18 protein-coding genes and 1 tRNA gene are annotated in these 16,933 nt (G+C 51.6%); 8 read left to right on the top strand and 11 right to left on the bottom strand.

What is annotated here, in order from left to right:
* Window positions 1–13 precede the first annotated feature (13 nt).
* The gene (locus C7T94_RS12365; protein WP_107215621.1) at window positions 14–547 is read left to right on the top strand and encodes an STM3941 family protein; all 534 of its coding nucleotides are present in this window, start codon (window positions 14–16) and stop codon (window positions 545–547) included.
* Between the two features lie 38 nt (window positions 548–585).
* Here the strand turns inward: C7T94_RS12365 and C7T94_RS12360 are convergent, their stop codons facing one another.
* Window positions 586–1,263: a DUF998 domain-containing protein gene (locus C7T94_RS12360; RefSeq protein ID WP_162618669.1), complete on the bottom strand. Its 678-nt coding sequence runs from the start codon at window positions 1,261–1,263 to the stop codon at window positions 586–588.
* 167 nt (window positions 1,264–1,430) lie between these two features.
* On the opposite strand from C7T94_RS12360, the gene C7T94_RS12355 reads away from it, so the two are divergent.
* On the top strand, window positions 1,431–1,751 hold the full coding sequence (locus C7T94_RS12355; RefSeq protein ID WP_107215619.1) for an ArsR/SmtB family transcription factor: 321 nt from the start codon (window positions 1,431–1,433) through the stop codon (window positions 1,749–1,751).
* The gene (locus C7T94_RS12350; protein ID WP_107215618.1) at window positions 1,748–2,245 is read left to right on the top strand and encodes an SRPBCC family protein; all 498 of its coding nucleotides are present in this window, start codon (window positions 1,748–1,750) and stop codon (window positions 2,243–2,245) included. The genes C7T94_RS12355 and C7T94_RS12350 overlap by 4 nt, the downstream gene beginning before the upstream one ends.
* Here the strand turns inward: C7T94_RS12350 and C7T94_RS12345 are convergent, their stop codons facing one another.
* On the bottom strand, window positions 2,246–3,001 hold the full coding sequence (locus C7T94_RS12345) for a hypothetical protein (protein WP_107215617.1): 756 nt from the start codon (window positions 2,999–3,001) through the stop codon (window positions 2,246–2,248).
* 156 nt (window positions 3,002–3,157) lie between these two features.
* Here C7T94_RS12345 and C7T94_RS12340 point away from each other — a divergent pair, with 156 nt between their 5' ends.
* Window positions 3,158–4,603, top strand: coding sequence for a serine hydrolase domain-containing protein (locus C7T94_RS12340; protein WP_107215616.1), 1,446 nt, complete (start codon window positions 3,158–3,160; stop codon window positions 4,601–4,603).
* Between the two features lie 19 nt (window positions 4,604–4,622).
* On the opposite strand, the gene C7T94_RS12335 is transcribed toward C7T94_RS12340, so the two are convergent.
* Window positions 4,623–5,084, bottom strand: a complete 462-nt coding sequence (locus tag C7T94_RS12335; RefSeq protein WP_107215615.1) for a pyridoxamine 5'-phosphate oxidase family protein — start codon at window positions 5,082–5,084, stop codon at window positions 4,623–4,625.
* A 111-nt stretch (window positions 5,085–5,195) separates the two neighbouring features.
* Here C7T94_RS12335 and C7T94_RS19770 point away from each other — a divergent pair, with 111 nt between their 5' ends.
* A complete protein-coding gene (locus C7T94_RS19770; RefSeq protein ID WP_239495005.1) occupies window positions 5,196–5,573 on the top strand; it encodes a hypothetical protein in 378 nt (125 codons plus the stop codon).
* Between the two features lie 456 nt (window positions 5,574–6,029).
* On the opposite strand, the gene C7T94_RS12320 is transcribed toward C7T94_RS19770, so the two are convergent.
* From C7T94_RS12320 to C7T94_RS12285, 8 genes are all read right to left on the bottom strand, one after another.
* Window positions 6,030–6,103 (bottom strand) — tRNA-Arg (locus C7T94_RS12320).
* 112 nt (window positions 6,104–6,215) lie between these two features.
* Entirely contained in the window at window positions 6,216–6,668 is a 453-nt protein-coding gene (locus tag C7T94_RS12315; protein ID WP_107215612.1) for a Fur family transcriptional regulator, read from the bottom strand.
* A 42-nt stretch (window positions 6,669–6,710) separates the two neighbouring features.
* Window positions 6,711–7,148 (bottom strand): hypothetical protein, encoded by a 438-nt coding sequence (locus C7T94_RS12310; protein WP_107215611.1) that lies wholly within the window; start codon window positions 7,146–7,148, stop codon window positions 6,711–6,713.
* A 1-nt stretch (window position 7,149) separates the two neighbouring features.
* Window positions 7,150–8,361 (bottom strand): ABC transporter permease, encoded by a 1,212-nt coding sequence (locus tag C7T94_RS12305; RefSeq protein WP_107215610.1) that lies wholly within the window; start codon window positions 8,359–8,361, stop codon window positions 7,150–7,152.
* Window positions 8,361–8,987 (bottom strand): ABC transporter ATP-binding protein, encoded by a 627-nt coding sequence (locus C7T94_RS12300; protein WP_107215609.1) that lies wholly within the window; start codon window positions 8,985–8,987, stop codon window positions 8,361–8,363. The genes C7T94_RS12305 and C7T94_RS12300 overlap by 1 nt, the downstream gene beginning before the upstream one ends.
* Window positions 8,988–9,022: 35 nt before the next feature.
* Window positions 9,023–9,442, bottom strand: a complete 420-nt coding sequence (locus C7T94_RS12295) for a MerC domain-containing protein (protein ID WP_107215608.1) — start codon at window positions 9,440–9,442, stop codon at window positions 9,023–9,025.
* A gap of 189 nt (window positions 9,443–9,631) precedes the next feature.
* On the bottom strand, window positions 9,632–10,885 hold the full coding sequence (locus C7T94_RS12290) for a PepSY-associated TM helix domain-containing protein (RefSeq protein ID WP_239495004.1): 1,254 nt from the start codon (window positions 10,883–10,885) through the stop codon (window positions 9,632–9,634).
* Window positions 10,886–11,581 (bottom strand): nickel transport complex protein, NikM subunit, transmembrane, encoded by a 696-nt coding sequence (locus tag C7T94_RS12285; RefSeq protein ID WP_107215607.1) that lies wholly within the window; start codon window positions 11,579–11,581, stop codon window positions 10,886–10,888. It lies immediately after the preceding gene.
* 389 nt (window positions 11,582–11,970) lie between these two features.
* On the opposite strand from C7T94_RS12285, the gene C7T94_RS19370 reads away from it, so the two are divergent.
* From C7T94_RS19370 to C7T94_RS12270, 3 genes are all read left to right on the top strand, one after another.
* Window positions 11,971–12,162 carry a hypothetical protein gene (locus tag C7T94_RS19370; RefSeq protein ID WP_162618668.1) on the top strand — a complete coding sequence of 64 codons (192 nt, stop codon included), beginning with the start codon at window positions 11,971–11,973 and terminating at the stop codon, window positions 12,160–12,162.
* A gap of 88 nt (window positions 12,163–12,250) precedes the next feature.
* Entirely contained in the window at window positions 12,251–15,472 is a 3,222-nt protein-coding gene (locus tag C7T94_RS12275) for a SusC/RagA family TonB-linked outer membrane protein (protein ID WP_107215605.1), read from the top strand.
* Between the two features lie 9 nt (window positions 15,473–15,481).
* Entirely contained in the window at window positions 15,482–16,909 is a 1,428-nt protein-coding gene (locus C7T94_RS12270; RefSeq protein ID WP_107215604.1) for a SusD/RagB family nutrient-binding outer membrane lipoprotein, read from the top strand.
* Window positions 16,910–16,933 lie beyond the last annotated feature (24 nt).

Below are 16,933 nucleotides of genomic sequence, written 5' to 3'. Positions count from 1 at the left end.
AAGTGATTTTCCCATGCCAGCTGTTCAAGAGAAGACCGTATCTTTTTCAAAGTTCAGACTCATTGTCCTGTTAATTATTTCCCTTTCGGTAGCTGCCGGTGCTGCGGCTGCGCTTGTCTTCATGGCAAAGGCCGCAACCCTGCCCCGCGAGGCGGGACTGCTGCGCGCTCTGGCCATTCTTTTTCTCGTCGGTAACGGACTTTTTTCCTTGTTCCTCTTCAGTAAACTGATGGCCGGACGGCCCGCCCTTGTGATCACAGCAGAAGGTTTTTACGATTCATCGGGTGGGATCCATTCTGGTTTTATCCATTGGAACACTGTTGAAAAAATTGAGCAGGTGCGCCTGGCCGGCCAGGATTTTATCGTGGTTTTTTTAAGTGATCCTTTCGCCTACCTGAGGCAACAGTCCGTTTCCTGGAAACGCCGCCTTCTTGCGCTTAAGAATGGTACGGTGGGATCGCCGGTCGTGATCAGTATGCAGGGACTGTCCTGCAGTGCGGCGCAACTGAGGCAACTGCTCGAAAGCTCGCACGCCAGGCAGGTCTGATCATGCGTTTATCTTAACAGGAGAATTCGCTGGTCGGATTAACGCCCGTCCGCATGCAGGCCTCTGTCGGCCAGGAGCAATTCGCCCTTCACCAGCCAGGAACAGCCAAAGGCCATGAGTGCAATTGCTTCAAGCCACAGCACAGGTTTCAGGTTAACCACGGCTGGGCATTTGTCGAGTGTAGAAAAGTAGAGCGCAAGGAGCAGGATACAAACCAGAATAATAGCCCCGCATGTTCTGAATACCCGGTTTCGCTTCCTTTTTTCAGGTGTTGTGCCGGCCGATGGTGCGGAACGGGTAAAGAGGAAAAAGCAAAAGTAAACCATGTCCAGAAAAAGCAGCGCCGCGGCAGCATAATGGATATATCCTGTCAGGCTGTCCTGCCTGTAGGGTTCGAGCCGGCAGCTGTCGAACGGCGGAATGGCGCCTGTGGGAAAAAAAGCCACTCCAAGCGCAAATACCGATGCAAGTTTTGCAGCCAGGCGGTCTGCCAGACTATAGGCCCGGTAGGCGAAGAAAAAGAAGGCTACCACGCACAGCACGCCGACAAAAAGGTCGCGCATGTTCGTGTGGTAATAACCGCTGATCGAACTTTGCAGTTCGGTACAGGCCCCTGAAAGGAGGGAGCCAAACGCCAGCGCAAAGGGAAAACAGAACCCCAACACACCGACCATTTTGCGTAAACGCCGGTAGGATAACGCATCGCCGTCTTTCATCGCTTGCCTGTTCGTGCTGTTAACAATTTGATGTCTTCTAAAGATAGGCATCCCGGGCTACACGCACAAGCCAACAGATGAACGCTGGCGCCTTAAGAATGCTGACCTAAATTTTTGTTGCATCTAAAATACTGGTTTCCTATATTTACAACCATTAGGTTGTTTTTATGAAGAGAGATATTTTCCAGGCAATAGCAGATCCGGCGCGCCGGGCAATGATCCTGCTGATTGCCGGCGGCACCGTTACCCAGCATGCCTTGGCTGAACACTTTGACATGAGCCAGCAGGCTGTAGCCAAACATATCGGTGTACTAATCGATTCGGCCCTTGTAAAAAAAACGCGGACCGGGCGCGAAGTATCTTATACGCTCGAGATGCAGAAGCTCGATGAACTGGAACAGTGGATTGCAACCTTCAGGAGTATCTGGGCCAGCCGCTTTGACCAGCTTGGCGAGCTGTTAACAGAATTAAAACAAGAAAATCCATGAATACGATAAATTCTTTTCAGTTCCGCACAGATAAAGAAAAGCGGATGATCTATGTAGAGAAACATTTTGATGCTTCAGGGCCGTTGGTCTGGAGAACGTGGACTGAACCTGATCTGCTTGACAAGTGGTGGGCCCCGAAACCCTGGAAGGCCCGCACCCGCGAAATGAAGTTTGAAAAAAATGGGTTCTGGCATTATGCCATGGTCGGACCGGAAGGTGAATGCCATTGGGCAATTTTTAATTACAACAGCATCGAACCTGAACGCGGCTTTTCAGGAAGCAGTGCTTTTACCGACGAACAGCGCAGCAGCACCGATGGCCCCGTTTCGTTTTGGTCAACAGTTTTCGACAGTTCGGCCGGCCGTACCAGGGTGAAGATCGATATTGCCTTTGAGGAACTCGCTGCCCTGGAAACGATGATCGGCATGGGGTTCAGGGAAGGTTTCGAATCAGGGCTTCAGAACCTGGATATGCTTCTGCCAGGGTTGTCATAGTTATTGCCTGTCAGCCTTGTTCGAACTGCCGTCTGCAGGGTCGAGCTGGCCATATTCCCAAATATCGAATTTGTGTTCGGGCAGGTAATACACCACTTTAAAATAGGGTTCAGGGTGCCCGGGTGCGCTGAGGCCGACTTCATAAACCGGTTCGCCGTTGATCTCTGTCTTTTTTGCGCTGAAACCGATGGGCTGGGTGGTGGTGGCGTCTGCCACGCGTCTGACGACGGGGTCTTTTATGTTAGCAAGGTAAAAAAGAAGTGCATTTTTTATCTGTTCGGTTCCCCAGTCTGACAGGGTACTGTCTTTCTCAGTCAGTTTCAGCTCGATGGGCTGCTGCTTCATCCGTTTGCCCAATCGCCCGCTGGCAAGCACCCGGAGCGAGGCAACAAAGGGCCTGACAGAAACGGCTTGCGCATCGCCGGCAGGTACATAACGTTTATTGTTCCATTGTACAGAAACGCGGTCGCCCCGGTAGAGCTGCGGCATATCGACCTGGCTGCAGATCATATCGAGCGTGTCGCCTTCCCCGACGAGCAGCAGCAGGTCGTCATCTCCGTCCTGATCCAGGTGCAAAAAAGTAAACTCTCCCTGTTCGATTGCGCCGGCAAGTTCAGGCTGCTGTACTGCGGCGGCCCCGCTGGTGTCGGTGTCAGCGCCTGCGGCGTAGCCGCCGGCTTTGTGATCTCCGCAGGAAAACAGCAACACAAATATCATTGAAAGCGGCACGGCGCGGATTGGTAGGGCAAACCTCATTTTTCAAACATTTAGGCGGCTAAAATACATAAACGCTGTGAAATGCGGCGGCTTAGCGCGCTGCCAGGGTCCGGCAACCCTGCATGTTGCCCTGGGGTGGCGCGTCGTAACAAAACGTTCATTTGGTTATCAAAGTGATAAAACAATTCAATCGTCATGAATAACAACAGGTGGCTGAGGTCTGTACTGCTGACCGTTTCTTTGTTTAGCCTTGCCCTCCAGGCGTCGGCCCAGGATCATAATCGTCGGCTGTACGATTCCGTCGCCAACCGGATTCGCACCAGTTACAATGGGCATCGGCCGCACGAGATATATGAACTGACATCCGAGTCCTTTCGTAAAAAGATGACTGCCGGCCAGTTCGCAGAAGGAATGAATAAATTCTTCGCAAAGGCAGGCAGCTGGCAATCTGTAGCCTACAAAGATGCAAATGAAAAAGGATTCGACTATCTCGGTAAGTTTGAAAATTCCGATTACCTGTTTTCCCTGAAGCTGGATCAAACTGGCCGGGCGAGCCGGATTAATTTCGCGGCGGCCCCGCGCGTTATTCCCGATAAGGTGCAAGCTGTTAAATCGAGCAACCGCTTGCAAGACAGCATTGACCGGATGGTCGAGAAGGTGGCTCGGCCCTATATTCAGAAGGGAAATACAGCGGGACTTCTGATTGCATGGATTGGAAATGACGGAGTGAGGCGGTACAGCTATGGTACGACGGCGGCTGGCGCCGGCAAACTCCCGGATGCCGATGTGACTGTCTTTGAGATTGGTTCTGTAACAAAGACCTTCACAGCCCTTTTACTGGCCATTGAGGTGGCCGCGGGCCGCATGAAACTCGAAGACCCGGTAAGCCGCTACCTGCCGGATTCGATACCCGAACTCGAATACCACGGAACTCCCGTGACTCTGAAGCACCTGGCAAGCCACACGTCCGGACTGCCGCGACTGCCGCAAAACATTTTCACAGGAAATGCCGATCCGCTCAATCCATACAAACACTACACGGCAGACTCGCTTTATCGCTTTCTGCGCACCCACCGCATAACGGTCGGGCCGGGCACCAAGTTTTCGTATTCCAACCTCGGCGCCGGGCTGCTGGGCACCATCCTGGCAAGACAAAGCGGCAAAACCTTTGGCAGGCTGATTGAAGAGCGCATCGCCCGGCCATTAGGCATGATGAGGACAAAGGTCAGTCTCACACCGGCTGAATTGCAGAATATGGCGCAAGGGCATAACGAGACCGGCAGGGGCGTACCACCCTGGGATCTCGGACCATTGCAGGGTTCAGGTGCCATCCGCTCTACTTTGAACGACATGATCGTTTATACACAGGCGCAGCTGAAACCCGGGGGTACTTTGAAAAAGGCTATTGAGCTGAGTCATCATGCTGTATTTACGGGTGGCGAGCAGCGCATGGCGCTTGGCTGGCGCATCGACAGCGTGTCGGGGCATTCCTTGCTGCATCATTCGGGGGGCACGGGTGGCTTCCGGTCTTTTGTGGGGCTCGATACCTCCAGGGGTATGGGTATCGTTATTCTCTCCAATGCTGCAGAGGAAGTGACTGAATTGGGTATGGAGTTGCTGACCAGGCAAAAAGCTCATTAACGAACCGGCTGGTGACTTTTTACGGTACGGCTGTTTCGTCGGGCTCACCGTGCGACTCAAAACGTCCGGTGCCTTCTGTAATATGGATCTTGTAAACGACCAGCCGATCATATTTTGCAGGATCAATGCCGTGCGACGGCCCGCCTAATGGCCGGTCAGAAATGGGCATGATTCGCCTGATGATTCCCTGCATGGCCTGCTGCCGCTCCTCGCCAGACAACTCTTCGAAAGTGCCCCATAAAATCACACTTTTCCAGCTGGAACTGCTGGCAATGGCGTCAACCTGGAAACAGACCTTCGGCGATTCGCGCATCATGGTCACCTTCTTTCCTTCGCCAGAATGGGCGTAAACCGCATTTTCGCTGTACACATAACTAACGGGCACGATGTAGGTCTCGCCCCCGGCATGACATCCCAGTCGCCCAATGGTCTGGCTTTCCAGCAAATCAATAATTTCTCGTTTGTTCAGTTCTCCAAGCATGGCAAATGTTTAACCGGGGCAAATTACAAATAAGAACGGCGCTTTACAACCGGGGGGGGTACTTTCCGGCTTTGCCCCGATTTAAATCCGACGAGTCTATGCACCGGCCTGATGAAGCGGCGACTGGCGAAGTTTCCCGAGCAGGCGGTGCAGGTCTGTAACCACCCGGCCCGCTGCAACCTATTCGTTTTCCAAACGGTAAATGGCGATGCCAGAGAGGATAATTTGCTCCCCGGTCGCGGCTATGCCAAGATATGGACCTTCGTGCGTACCCAGCAACCGCCAGCGCACAACTACCCTGTCATGCTCGGCTACCAGGTCATCCACTTCATAACGGGCATCCGGCAGGGCCCAGCGGATCTGTTCATAGAATGCCAGGAAAATTTCGGCCCGGTTGGTGTGCCGGCCGGCCAGTCATGCGAAGTGAAGCCGGGAGAAAGCAGCTCGCCGGCCAATTCAAGGTTCCAGTTGGCTGAAACTTCGGTGTAGAGCCGCCCGCTTTGTTTGTGGTTGAACATTCTGTTTTCATGTTGTTCTGTTGATGCCGGCATGTCTTATGTATGCCGACAGTGGCAGAACTACCGTATATAACAAACCGGAAATCGTGAAATCCTGCTGTGTTTGCGCCTTTTTTGTGCCCCAAGGCTGGACGTTTGTATCCTGACAGGCGGGAGAGCGGGCATCTGAAGGGGCAGGCTAGGGGATGTCGGGCCATTAGAAAGAAGCGAACGGCCGCAGCACCGGTAGCCCGCCCGGGCACTCCTGAATTAACAAATATACATGCGTTTCTATCTAACCATGCCGATTGAGGCAAGGTGCCTTCGATGCGAAGCGCAGGCGCGCAAAGAATTGGTTGACGTGGGTGCGTAAGGGGAGGACGTCGGCAAAAAAAAGGACTCTGAAATAACCAAAGTCCCTTTTCACCCTAATTGGGTTTTTAACCAGTACCCCGGAAGGGATTCGAACCCCTGACCCACGGTTTAGAAAACCGTTGCTCTATCCAACTGAGCTACCGAGGCCTTTGCCGGCATACGCCGGCTAAACGTGCTGCAAATATAGAATTTGAACCGGATTATGGCAAGAGGATTTTAAAATCACTTTACTGTTCATAACCAGCAATAAACCAGGTTGTTATTTTTGTTCGGTAAGCTTGCTGCAATTCTCACAGCGACCGGTTGCCACAAAACTGAGCTGCTGCAGGCTGAAACCCGGGGGCAGATTCAATTTAAAATGCGGCAAATGTGCATTATCGATGCAGTAAACTTTCTGGCAATTCACGCAATTGAAATGCAGGTGTTCATCGTGGTGGGCGTGTTCGCTGCAATTGTTGTGGCAAAACGCATAATTGGCAGTTCCCTGGTTGTCAATAATGCGGTGTATGATTCCTTTTTCCTCGAATGTTTTCAGGATGCGGTACAAGGTTACGCGGTCAATGTCTTTACCAACTACATGTTCTATATCTGGCTGGGAAGCTGCCGCCTCACTGCCTGAAAGAATATCCAATACCCGCAAACGGGCTCCTGTTTTTTTTAATCCGTTCTTAACCAGGAGCGCTTCATGCTGATTCAACTGATCTGTGTTCATGCCTGAAAAATATAGACAAAGATACCTAATTTTTATGAGCTCCTATTTCAGTTCAGCCTCGATGAGGGTAAAAGCAGGTTGTCCGTTTTCGCTCGTGTTAATAAGCAGCCGCCCTTTTAGTCTGACCGGTTCGGCATCAAAGGCAATGGGGCGCTTCATCCTGACGACTACCATTTCCGGAATATCGCCGGTTCCGCAATAGGGGCATTGGGCGATCGGCACCACAGACAAAAGGAACTCGGAGAACGTAGCTGTTGCCTTAGTCGGGTAGATATATCCCGGCAGCTCGACCGGCTTATTTGCAAGCGCTTTCAATTCGTCAGGAAATACCGCAACCCACTTTAGTTTGCCAACCTGTTTATCGTGTTTGAGCGCAAGTTTTTTCCAGGTCGGCGTCATGAGCTCCGTGTGGATATCCTGCGCAGACAGGCCTGAGGCGATCAGCAGCAGGCAAATCAGCAGCGCGGTTGGTCTTTTCATATTACATATTTTTGGATAGGATGCGCGCCACATCTGCCCGGTAGGTCTGAAGAGCAGGCAGCAGCGAGGCCACCAGACCAATGCCGATGCCGGCCAGGAGCAGCCAGCATTCTGCGGCAGCAAAAAACCACGGGTCGAGTCTGGCCTGGGACGATTCCTGGTAATGACCGATAAGAAAAAGTGCGCCATGGCCGATCAGGAGACCTGCCACAGACCCCACCAGGGTTACTAAAAGGCTTTCCAGGACCACGAGGAAAAAAATCTTGTACCGGGAGGCGCCCAGGCAGCGCATCACTGCCAGGTCATACTTCCTTTCTTTCATTGAATTGTACAGGCTGATGAATACACTCAGCGCCGCAATGACCATGATGAGCACTGCAAACCATTGAAGCGTTTCGACACCCACGCCGATGAGAGAGAACAGGCGGGCGCTTTCCATGGCCGGCGATGCAGCCTGCAGGCTGGTCGACTGGTTCACCATGCGCGGAAACAGCACGACCGACATTGGAGAACGGTATTGGATCAGCAGTGCTGTAATTTCTTCGGGTGCCGCCTCTTCTTCCGGATGTTCTCCCGCTTCTTCGTGATGCGGTTCCTCAGGTGCATGCATCTTGTAGATACTTCCCAGATTCGTCAGCACAAGGTTATCTGTTACACCGCCCGAAGGTTCGAGAACGCCGGTAACGGTATACGCGTTGTGCCGGTGTGTATCTTCTTCACTGCTGAGCCCATGCGCCCCATAAAATTTATCGCCGGCCTTAAGGCCTGTCTCGGCCGCCACCTGGCTGCCAATGGTCGCCTCCAGGTCTGCTTTCCAGAACCTGCCTGATGCAACCTGCAGATTGTACAGTTTTATAAATTTAGCGTTTGTGCCCACAATGCGGTGCCCGGCGTAATTGTCGCCCAGCGCCAGCGGAACAGCCTGTTTTACGAGCGGGTTGCGGGCAAGTGCATCGGCCTCTGCTGCAGGTATGTTTCCCGTTGGAAAATCAATGTGGTAAATACTGCTGAGGATGAGCTGCAGCGGACTGCCCTTGGCGCCAACGACTAGGTCTATGTCTTTTGCATTTTTGTCCAGCTTATCACTGATCTGCGCCGATGCAAGCAGCAGGATAGAAAGGATACCGATGCCGAACGCCACCAGAACGATGTTCAGGAAAGTGCTCAGTTTATTTCTAAGCAGGCTCTTAACGGCTATTTGAAAGATATTCATCAGAGAATGTATTCATTGTTCAGGTGGTCCCTGACACGTTTGTCATGGGTGGCAATCAGCAGGGTAGCCTCGTTGGCAGCAGCTTGTTCGCGCAGCAGGGCGATCACGCTCTCGGCATTTTGGTCATCAAGGCTCGATGTGGGTTCATCAGCGATCAGTACCAGCGGTTTGTTAACAAGCGCACGCGCAACCGACAGGCGCTGCAGCTGGCCCTGACTTAACTCATCCGGGTAGCGGTCAGATTTTTCTGAGAGGCCCAGTTCGCCCAGCAGAAGATCGATTCTCTTGCGATCAGACCGCAGGCCGGCCATAGACTGGGCCAATTCCAGGTTTTCGGCCACACGGAGACTGCGTACCAGGTGCGGACGCTGAAAAACGATGCCGATGTGCCGGCCCCGAAAACGGTCAAGTTCACGTGCACTTAGGCCGTAAAGCGAAGTGCCCGAAATTTCTACCCGGCCGCTCTCCGGCCGCAGGAGGCCACTCATGATGTTGATCAACGTACTTTTGCCGCTTCCCGATGCGCCTAGTAACAGCCACTGTTCCTGCTGTTTCAGGTGCCAGTCTGCAAATTGCAAAGTGGGGCCCTGTTTGTACCGGTAAGTTAATCCCTGGATAGAAATCATGGATGCTTGTGGTTAAAGGCTCAAATATACGTTTCTTAGAGGATGTACCGGGTGCGTTTAGTGGATTGAGGAACCGCCAGTTTCGCTTTGCACTGCCTGTTGAACCGCAGATTAAAAAAATGCGCCAGGGCAATGCTGATTCCTCCGGCGGGGACCAGCACACTTTCGGGCAGGCTCGTCTCCAGCAGATGCCCGCTGGCTATGGCTGCGAACCCGGCACCCACAAGCAGCAGGGGTAAGGGCCGCCGGTGGTGATACCGGTAGGAATGAAGAATAGATCCCAAAGCAAGCAGCAGGCTGAGCAGGATCATTCCGGCTTCGAGCGCCGGGTGTGCCAGGAAAGTCATGCCCCACAAGGGCAGGATTCCCATAACGAATGGCAATGCGGCACAGTGAATGGCGCATAGGCCTGAAGCGGTGATGCCGAGGCGGTCGGCCTGTAAGATGTTGTTCATGTCAGATAAATAAATCCAAATATAAACGCAATTTTGTTGCAATTGTTTAGCTCTCTTTACAACTGCAACAATATTGCATTAAAATGATTTATCAGCTCAAGTCTGGCGAAGGGCCTTGCTGGTCCACGATATGAAGTATAACACAGGTCCAGGAGGAATATGAAGGAAGGTGCCAGTTCAACATGAGCGTTATTGCGCCATTCGGGAAGCGGGGCGCTTTTTCTTTTTGCCCCACCAGATGATGAACCCGGTGATGGGAAGGGAGCCGGCAATGAAACTGGCACAGAAGGCAAGTATTTTACCTGGCAGGCCCCAGATGGCGCCTACATGGATATCGTAGTTCATGCCAATGATCTTTTCGCCCGCATTTTTTTCGCTATAGTTTCGGCGGTCCAGCAATTTGCCGGTAAACTGGTCGAACTGCAGCTCGTCGGTATCATAGTACGTTTCCAGGCCACGGTATCCGGTCACATAGATCACCGCTTCTTTGCCCGGGGCAGCGGGCGAAAGGCCAATGCGGTCTGCATCAGGCAAGATTTTCCCTGCCTGCGTAAAGGCTGCCTGAAGCGGGTCACTTGCCGGCACTGCGGTCGAGTCTGATTTAGTTAGCCTCGTTGCCGGCGGGGCTGTGCTGCCAGAGGCAACCACATACACGGTCTGCTGAAACCATTGGAACGCCCATACCAACCCGGTCAGCGCGAGCACTAGGGCAACCAGCATCGCGTAAAAACCAGGCACATTGTGCAGGTCGTAATTTAAGCGTTTGAAACCGGCCTTCCATTTGATCCTGAAGCTTTTATCGCGGTTGGCACGGTTCCATTTTTTTGGCCACCACATGATCAGGCCGGTAAAAAGCAGCACAATGAAGATGAGCGTAGCCACACCAACAATTTTCTGACCCGGATTGTCGTTAAGGAGCAGGCTCCAGTGGATCATCTTCACAATGTTGAAGAAATTGTGCTTGTAATCGAAGACTTTCGTCACTTCGCCCGAATAGGGGTCAACCGATACCATATCGTAATAATCGATAACTCCAAAATAGGTTGCCGCATTGGGATCTCCGACCTGGTAGGTCCCGAACTGCCAGGTGCGTCCGGGGTCCCTGAAGGTGGTTATGAAACTAATCTTTTTATTGCCGCCAAGTGCGCGCTCGGCGTTAGCCTTGAGTGTGTTCAGCGGCAAGGGTTGCTGCCCGGAAGGCGGCGTTTGAACATAAAAAGCCTGGGGGTAGAGAAGCTCGTTGATCTCCTGTTGAAAAACGAATAAACAGCCGGTCAGAGAAATGATAAAAACGATCAGCCCCGATGCAAGTCCAAGCCAGAGGTGAAGCCAGCCGGTTATGCGTCTGAAGGCAGATTTTTTCGATTTTTTTCGCCTGCGCAGAAGGCTGCGCAGGCCGGAAATCGCTGTTTTTTTTGCCGCCGGTGCTGTCCCGATCATCATTTAGCCGACTTCGGTGAAAAGCGTAACCATATGCCAGATCGTTTCATAGGGCTTACCCTGGTGAGTTCCGGCCTTTTTTTCTTCGCGCACGGCTTCCAGGAAATGGGCGCCGGCAACGGGTTTCCATGCCGCCTCACCGTTCGTACCTGTCTTGATTTCGACGGGTTTGGCGCCCGGCGCTACCAGGGTAATCGGGTGGGCTGCAAGCGGTTTCTTGTCAAAATGAAGTGCCAGTTTTGCATCCTTGCCCGCTTTTGCGCCAGCCAGGCCAGTGATATCGAAAGGCGCTGTACAACTGTGCTTGCCGGCTTTGGTTCCTACCTGAACATCGGCCAGCGCGTAATACTGCAATTTGCCTGCATTGTAAACGTCTGCTACTTCATGCACAATACTCAAGGTGTAAAGGCCGTCTTTCTCAGGCGTAAACGAGGCACTGTAAAATCCGGTTTCCTGAGTCGTAGGCAGGATGACCCGTTTGCCGTCAGGACCTGTCAATGCAAGTTCGAAACTGCGCAGGTTGCTGAACCATTTCGCGGTCGAGTCCCGTTCATTGTCTGCATATTCCCCGAAAAAGACTTTCACGTCTTGTTTCTGTCCTTTTGTTCCTCTGGTTTTCGTTTCGATCCAAAGGGCGTGTGCAAAAGCCTGTACGCAGCCAAACATTAACAGCAAAATAAATAATACCGGTTTTTTCATATCTGAATACTTTTATCTGGTAATTCAATCTTTATTTAGATTGATTAAAATTAAGCAAATGTACCATTGGAGCCGAATAAAATGAAATCTTATTCAAAATAATCTGCAGCTGCCCTGTGCCTGCGAGCAGGCGGGTGTTATCACGCTTTCGATTGCCGGCTAACCCATCTTACAGGCGTGTTCTGAATGAGTTGGGCGGCGGTCCGGCCTTTTCAGGCGTCGGCAGCTCAATCGCAGAACAAATGCTTAAAAAATTTAACATTGCCCTAATCCCCGCCAAACATCTCATCGCCAAATTTGTTATAACTAAGACCAAATGTATGAGCATGTTGAGCAACTATTTTCCCTTACAATTTGATGTAAAGGGTAAGCCTTTTAAAGGCTTTTGCATGAAAATTCAGGACGATTTCCATGAAACTTATGCGGTAATCCTGGAAGGTTACCATTCTTTTTGTGTGTGGATGGACGAAAAAGCAGAAAAATGGAAAACCTCTAAATCGGCCGGGATCGAAGAGGAAGCCATTGATCAAATCATTGGTATCCTGCACAATCCGGCAGAAAAAACCGGTAAAACCGCATAATTTTTTCTCCATTTTCCCTGTTCAAAGGTTCCTTTAGTTGATTTTGTGTATCTTGTTTGCATCTAATATCAACTAAACAGAACAAACTATGAACAGAAAAAGTACCCTTTTTCTGGTTTTTCTGCTTTTCGCATGTACCACTTTTGCCCAGCAAACCATTCGGGGCAAAATTACCGATGCGGAAACCGGCGAAGCCATTCCAGGGGTGAGCGTAGTGGTTAAAGGAACCACCAGCGGCGTCTCATCCCAGCCAGACGGCACCTATTCCATTATCACCTCCGCCAATGGCGCCGTGTTGGTCTTCAGTTCAGTCGGTTATCTCAGTCAGGAAATTCCCGCAGGAACACGCACGCAGATCAGCGTTGCCATGCGTTCCAGCAACACGGAACTTTCTGAAGTCGTTGTTACGGCATTGGGTATACGCCGGGAAGAACGTTCCATTGGTTACTCCGCGCAACAGGTAAAGGGCGAGAACCTGACCTTTACTAAAGAGCAGAATGTTATCGGCTCGCTGGCCGGGAAAGTTTCAGGTGTTCAGGTGACCGGCTCATCTGGAGCCAGTATGGGCGGTACGCAAAAAGTCAAGATCAGAAGCGTCAATTCCATTACCGGCAACGGAAGCCCGCTGATGGTTGTAGACGGTACACCGATTGCGCAAAATAATTTTGGCGGCGATGCCAATGGCGTTGATTATGGAAATGTGTCGCAGGACATCAATCCGGAAGACATCGAATCGGTTAACGTGCTGAAAGGGCCGGCCGCCTCGGCACTTTACGGGATACGCGGCCAATATGGCGTAATCCTCATCACAACCAAAAAAGGAAGCCGCGGCGCCAAAAAGGTATCCGTTAACCTGAACACCTCTTACATGCAGGAACGTGTCGGCAACTTCATGCCCCTGCAGAACATTTATGGCGTGGGTAACAACCAGACCTTCCTGACACTTGCCAATGGCCAGAAATATGTGAACGGAAACGACGAAAGCTGGGGCCCGAAAATGGATGGTACCCCGGTTCGCATGTATTACAGTTTTTATCCGCAAGATCCCCAGTTCGGCCAGCTCACACCTTTTGTACCACAGCCTGATAATATCAAGGACTTTTTCGAGACCGGTCATAACGTGAACAATGGAATTTCACTGACCGGAAATACCGAGAAATCAAACTACCGCGTCAGCTACAACAACGCCTATATTAATGGCACCATCCCCAACACCTGGCTGAAACGCAACAACCTGGGTTTTGCCGGAAGTTTTGATCTTGCAGAAAAATTGAAACTCGGCATCAATGCCAATTATGCCAACAACGAAGGACAACGCCCCACCCAGGGATACCAGGGTTCTTTTACAGGTGCTGTGCAGTGGTTTCAGCGCAATCTGGATATCAATCGCCTCCGCAGCTACAAATATCCTGACGGGACGATTATGAACTGGAATGTTAACCCGACTTCGGCAGGCATCATTACAAACAACCGTCCCAGCGACTGGAATAATCCGTTCTTCGATGCTTATGAATCGCTTAACAATGACAGCAGGGACCGGCTCTTTGGCGATATCAACCTCAGTTACCAGGTGCTGCCTTCTCTGAAACTGAGCGGTTTTGTACGTTCAGACATGTACACACAGAACATTTCGCACAAGGAAGCCGCCGGAGGCCGTTTGCTGGATGGTTATTCTGTGAATAAATACCAGAACACAGAAAATAACTACGAGTTCCTTGCCGAGTTTCAGAAAAAGTTCGGCGACATGTCGCTGAACCTGAATGCTGGCGCAAACTTATACACCCTGAATTTTGATTTTACCTCGCAGGCTACCGTAGGCGGACTGTCGAGTCCTGGCCTCTATACCATTGCAGCCTCCGTTGACCGGCCGGTCAGCACATCGGGCCGGCGCCGCAAACACGTGCGCAGCGCGTACGCCATGGCCTCGGTAGGATTTAAGGACATTTATTTTCTGGATGCATCCATCAGAAATGATGTTTCTTCCACGCTGCCGTCGAACAACAATTCGTACGTTTATCCCTCAGTATCGGGCAGTATGATGTTCAGCGAGCTGCTGAAATGGGAGCCTCTCTCTTTCGGAAAGCTCCGCGCCAGCTATGCAATTGCCGGTTCTGACCTCGATCCTTACCAGATCCTGATGGCGTACGGCCTCGGCAGCGTTTACCAGACCAATACTTCGTCTATCAATACCATCCTGGTGCCCGACTTGCTGAAAAACCCCAATATCAAACCTGCCTTTGCAAGGGCGTTTGAAGTTGGAACAGACCTTAAATTCTTTGGGGATCGCCTTGGGCTCGAGTTTACCTGGTACATGCAGCGCAACAAAGACCAGATCATTAACCTGTCTGTTTCCGGAGCGAGCGGATTTGACCGCACCATCGTCAATGCCGGTCTTATTGAAAACAAAGGCATCGAGCTTTCTCTGAACGCCTTACCCGTCAAATCAAAATTCCTGACCTGGAACACCAGCATCAACCTGGCACGGAACAGGAACAAGGTGGTCGATCTTTACCCCGGTGTAGATGTCTATGAGCTTGATGCGAATCTGTATTCGAGCCAGACCATGTTCCTGAATTCGACAAGGGGTGCTTCTTTCGGTAACCTCGTCGGACCCGGGTACCAGGTTGACCCAGCTACCGGAAAATATGTTCTAGGTGCTGACAACCTGCCTGTAACGGCAACAAACAAAGATTTTGGCAGTGTCCTGCCGCAGTTTACCGGCGGGTTTGTTAACAATTTCAGGATCGGAAGTTTTGACCTGGCGGCCGTAATCGATTTCCAGCAGGGCGGCAAATTTTTCAGCTGGTCGCGGATGCTTGCAGTTAAATCAGGTCAGGCGCTGGAGACAGCAGGTCTGAATGAAAATGGCGTCAATGTGCGCGAGCCGCTGGCAAACGGTGGCGGCGTGCGGATGAACGGCATTTATGCGCCAGGCACCCGCCAGACCATCAACGGTGTATCAACCGATGTTGGCGGGCGCGAATTTAACGGTTATGTAGACGCCCGCTCGTATTACCGCAATGCCATCGGCACCAGAATTTACGATGAATGGGTGTATGATGCTTCGTTCGTAAAACTCAGGGAAGTGAGTCTGGGGTATAACCTCAGCGCCGATCTGCTGAAAAAAACACCGTTCCGTGCTGCCAAGCTAGCCGTGATTGCGCGTAACCCGGTTATGATCTGGCAAAAAGCCCCTAAAGGGATAGACCCCTCAGAGCTGTCTTCAGGAAGTGCCGCCATCAGTTGGATCGAAAAGGGCGAATTACAAACTGTCCGTTCATTCGGTCTTAACCTGAATCTTACGTTTTAATTAGGAAACATGAAAAAATCACTAAAATATTTCGGCGTGCCCCTTATCCTGGGCATGCTGAGCTCCGGGTGTACGAAGTTCGACGATTCACTTAATATCGATCCGAATGCCCCGACCATCCTTTCCGGTACCAAACTTATCGCGAACGCTGAATTTTACCTGCCAGATATGAGTTCAAGCCCATACGGTGTACACTACCCGCAGTATCTATCGAATACTTCGTTCACAGAAAACAGCAGATACGTAACGGTTAACTTTAGCTTTTCGGGTTTGTATGCGGGACCGCTTATGAACCTGCAGGAAGTCATTAACAACAGTTCGCGTTTGCTGCCAGACGAGGGTGCGCCAGCCAACCAGCTTGCTGTGGCAAAAATTCTGAAAGCTTATTTCTTCTGGCACATGACCGATCGCTGGGGTGACCTGCCTTATAGCGAAGCGCTCAAAGGCGCTGACAACTTTACACCTAAGTATGATTCACAGCAGGCGATCTACAATTCACTTTTCACGTTGCTCGACGAAGCAAATGCCGCTATTGTAGCCGGAACGATCAAGAACGACATCGTGTATAACGGCGACATGACGCGCTGGAAAAAACTGGGCAATACGATTCACCTGCTCATGGCCCTGCGTTTAACTAAAGTGGACCCTGATAAAGGCCGTGCAGAATTTAACAAAGCGTTTGCCAATGGCATCATGACCGGCAATACGGATAACCTGGCTTACCCGCACCTGGCCAATACGGCCAACCAGAATTATTGGTATAACTCGTTTACCAATCTTGGCCGGAACTGGTTTGCCCTGAGCAAGCCGCTTGTAGATTACATGCTTCCGCTGAACGATCCGCGCCTGCCGGTCTATGGAAATAAAAACAACAGCGGGAATTACGTTGGACTGGAGTATGGCAAGGCTGTAGCCAATTCGGCCGATGCGAATACGGTATCGTTGCTGGGAACAGGTCTGCGTCAGCAGAATTCTCCGGTTTACCTGGTTACCTATGCCCAAGCCCTGTTCGCGCTCGCCGAGGCAGCAAAAATAGGATGGATAACCGGTGGTGACGCAGTGGCACGCACCAATTACGAACGCGCCGTCGAATATTCAATTCGCCAGTGGAACAACAACGATGTTACAAACCTGCCTGCTTACCTGGCCAATGCCGAAGTGGCATATACGCCGGCTGATGCGCTGCGTAAAATCGGTTACCAGCGCTGGTTGCACTTGTTCCTGCATGGCTATGAAGGCTGGGCAGAATGGCGCCGTACCGGTTACCCTGCACTGGTTGCAGCTCCCGGAGCGAACGGCGACAGAATTCCCCGCAGAGAGGCCTATGGTACACAGGAAAGAAGTATCAATCCGGCCAACTACAACGCCGCGGTTTCGGCGTTTCCCTACGGAGGGGCCGACGACCTGAATGCGCGGGTCTGGTGGGATAAACCCTAGTACCGCACACAAAAAAAATCCCCG

It is taken from the genome of Pedobacter yulinensis, assembly GCF_003029735.1.
In the GTDB taxonomy this organism is placed as follows: Bacteria; Bacteroidota; Bacteroidia; order Sphingobacteriales; family Sphingobacteriaceae; genus Pedobacter; species Pedobacter yulinensis.
The sequence above is the reverse complement of the archived record's forward strand: the minus strand, read 5'-3'. Positions and strand labels throughout refer to the sequence as shown.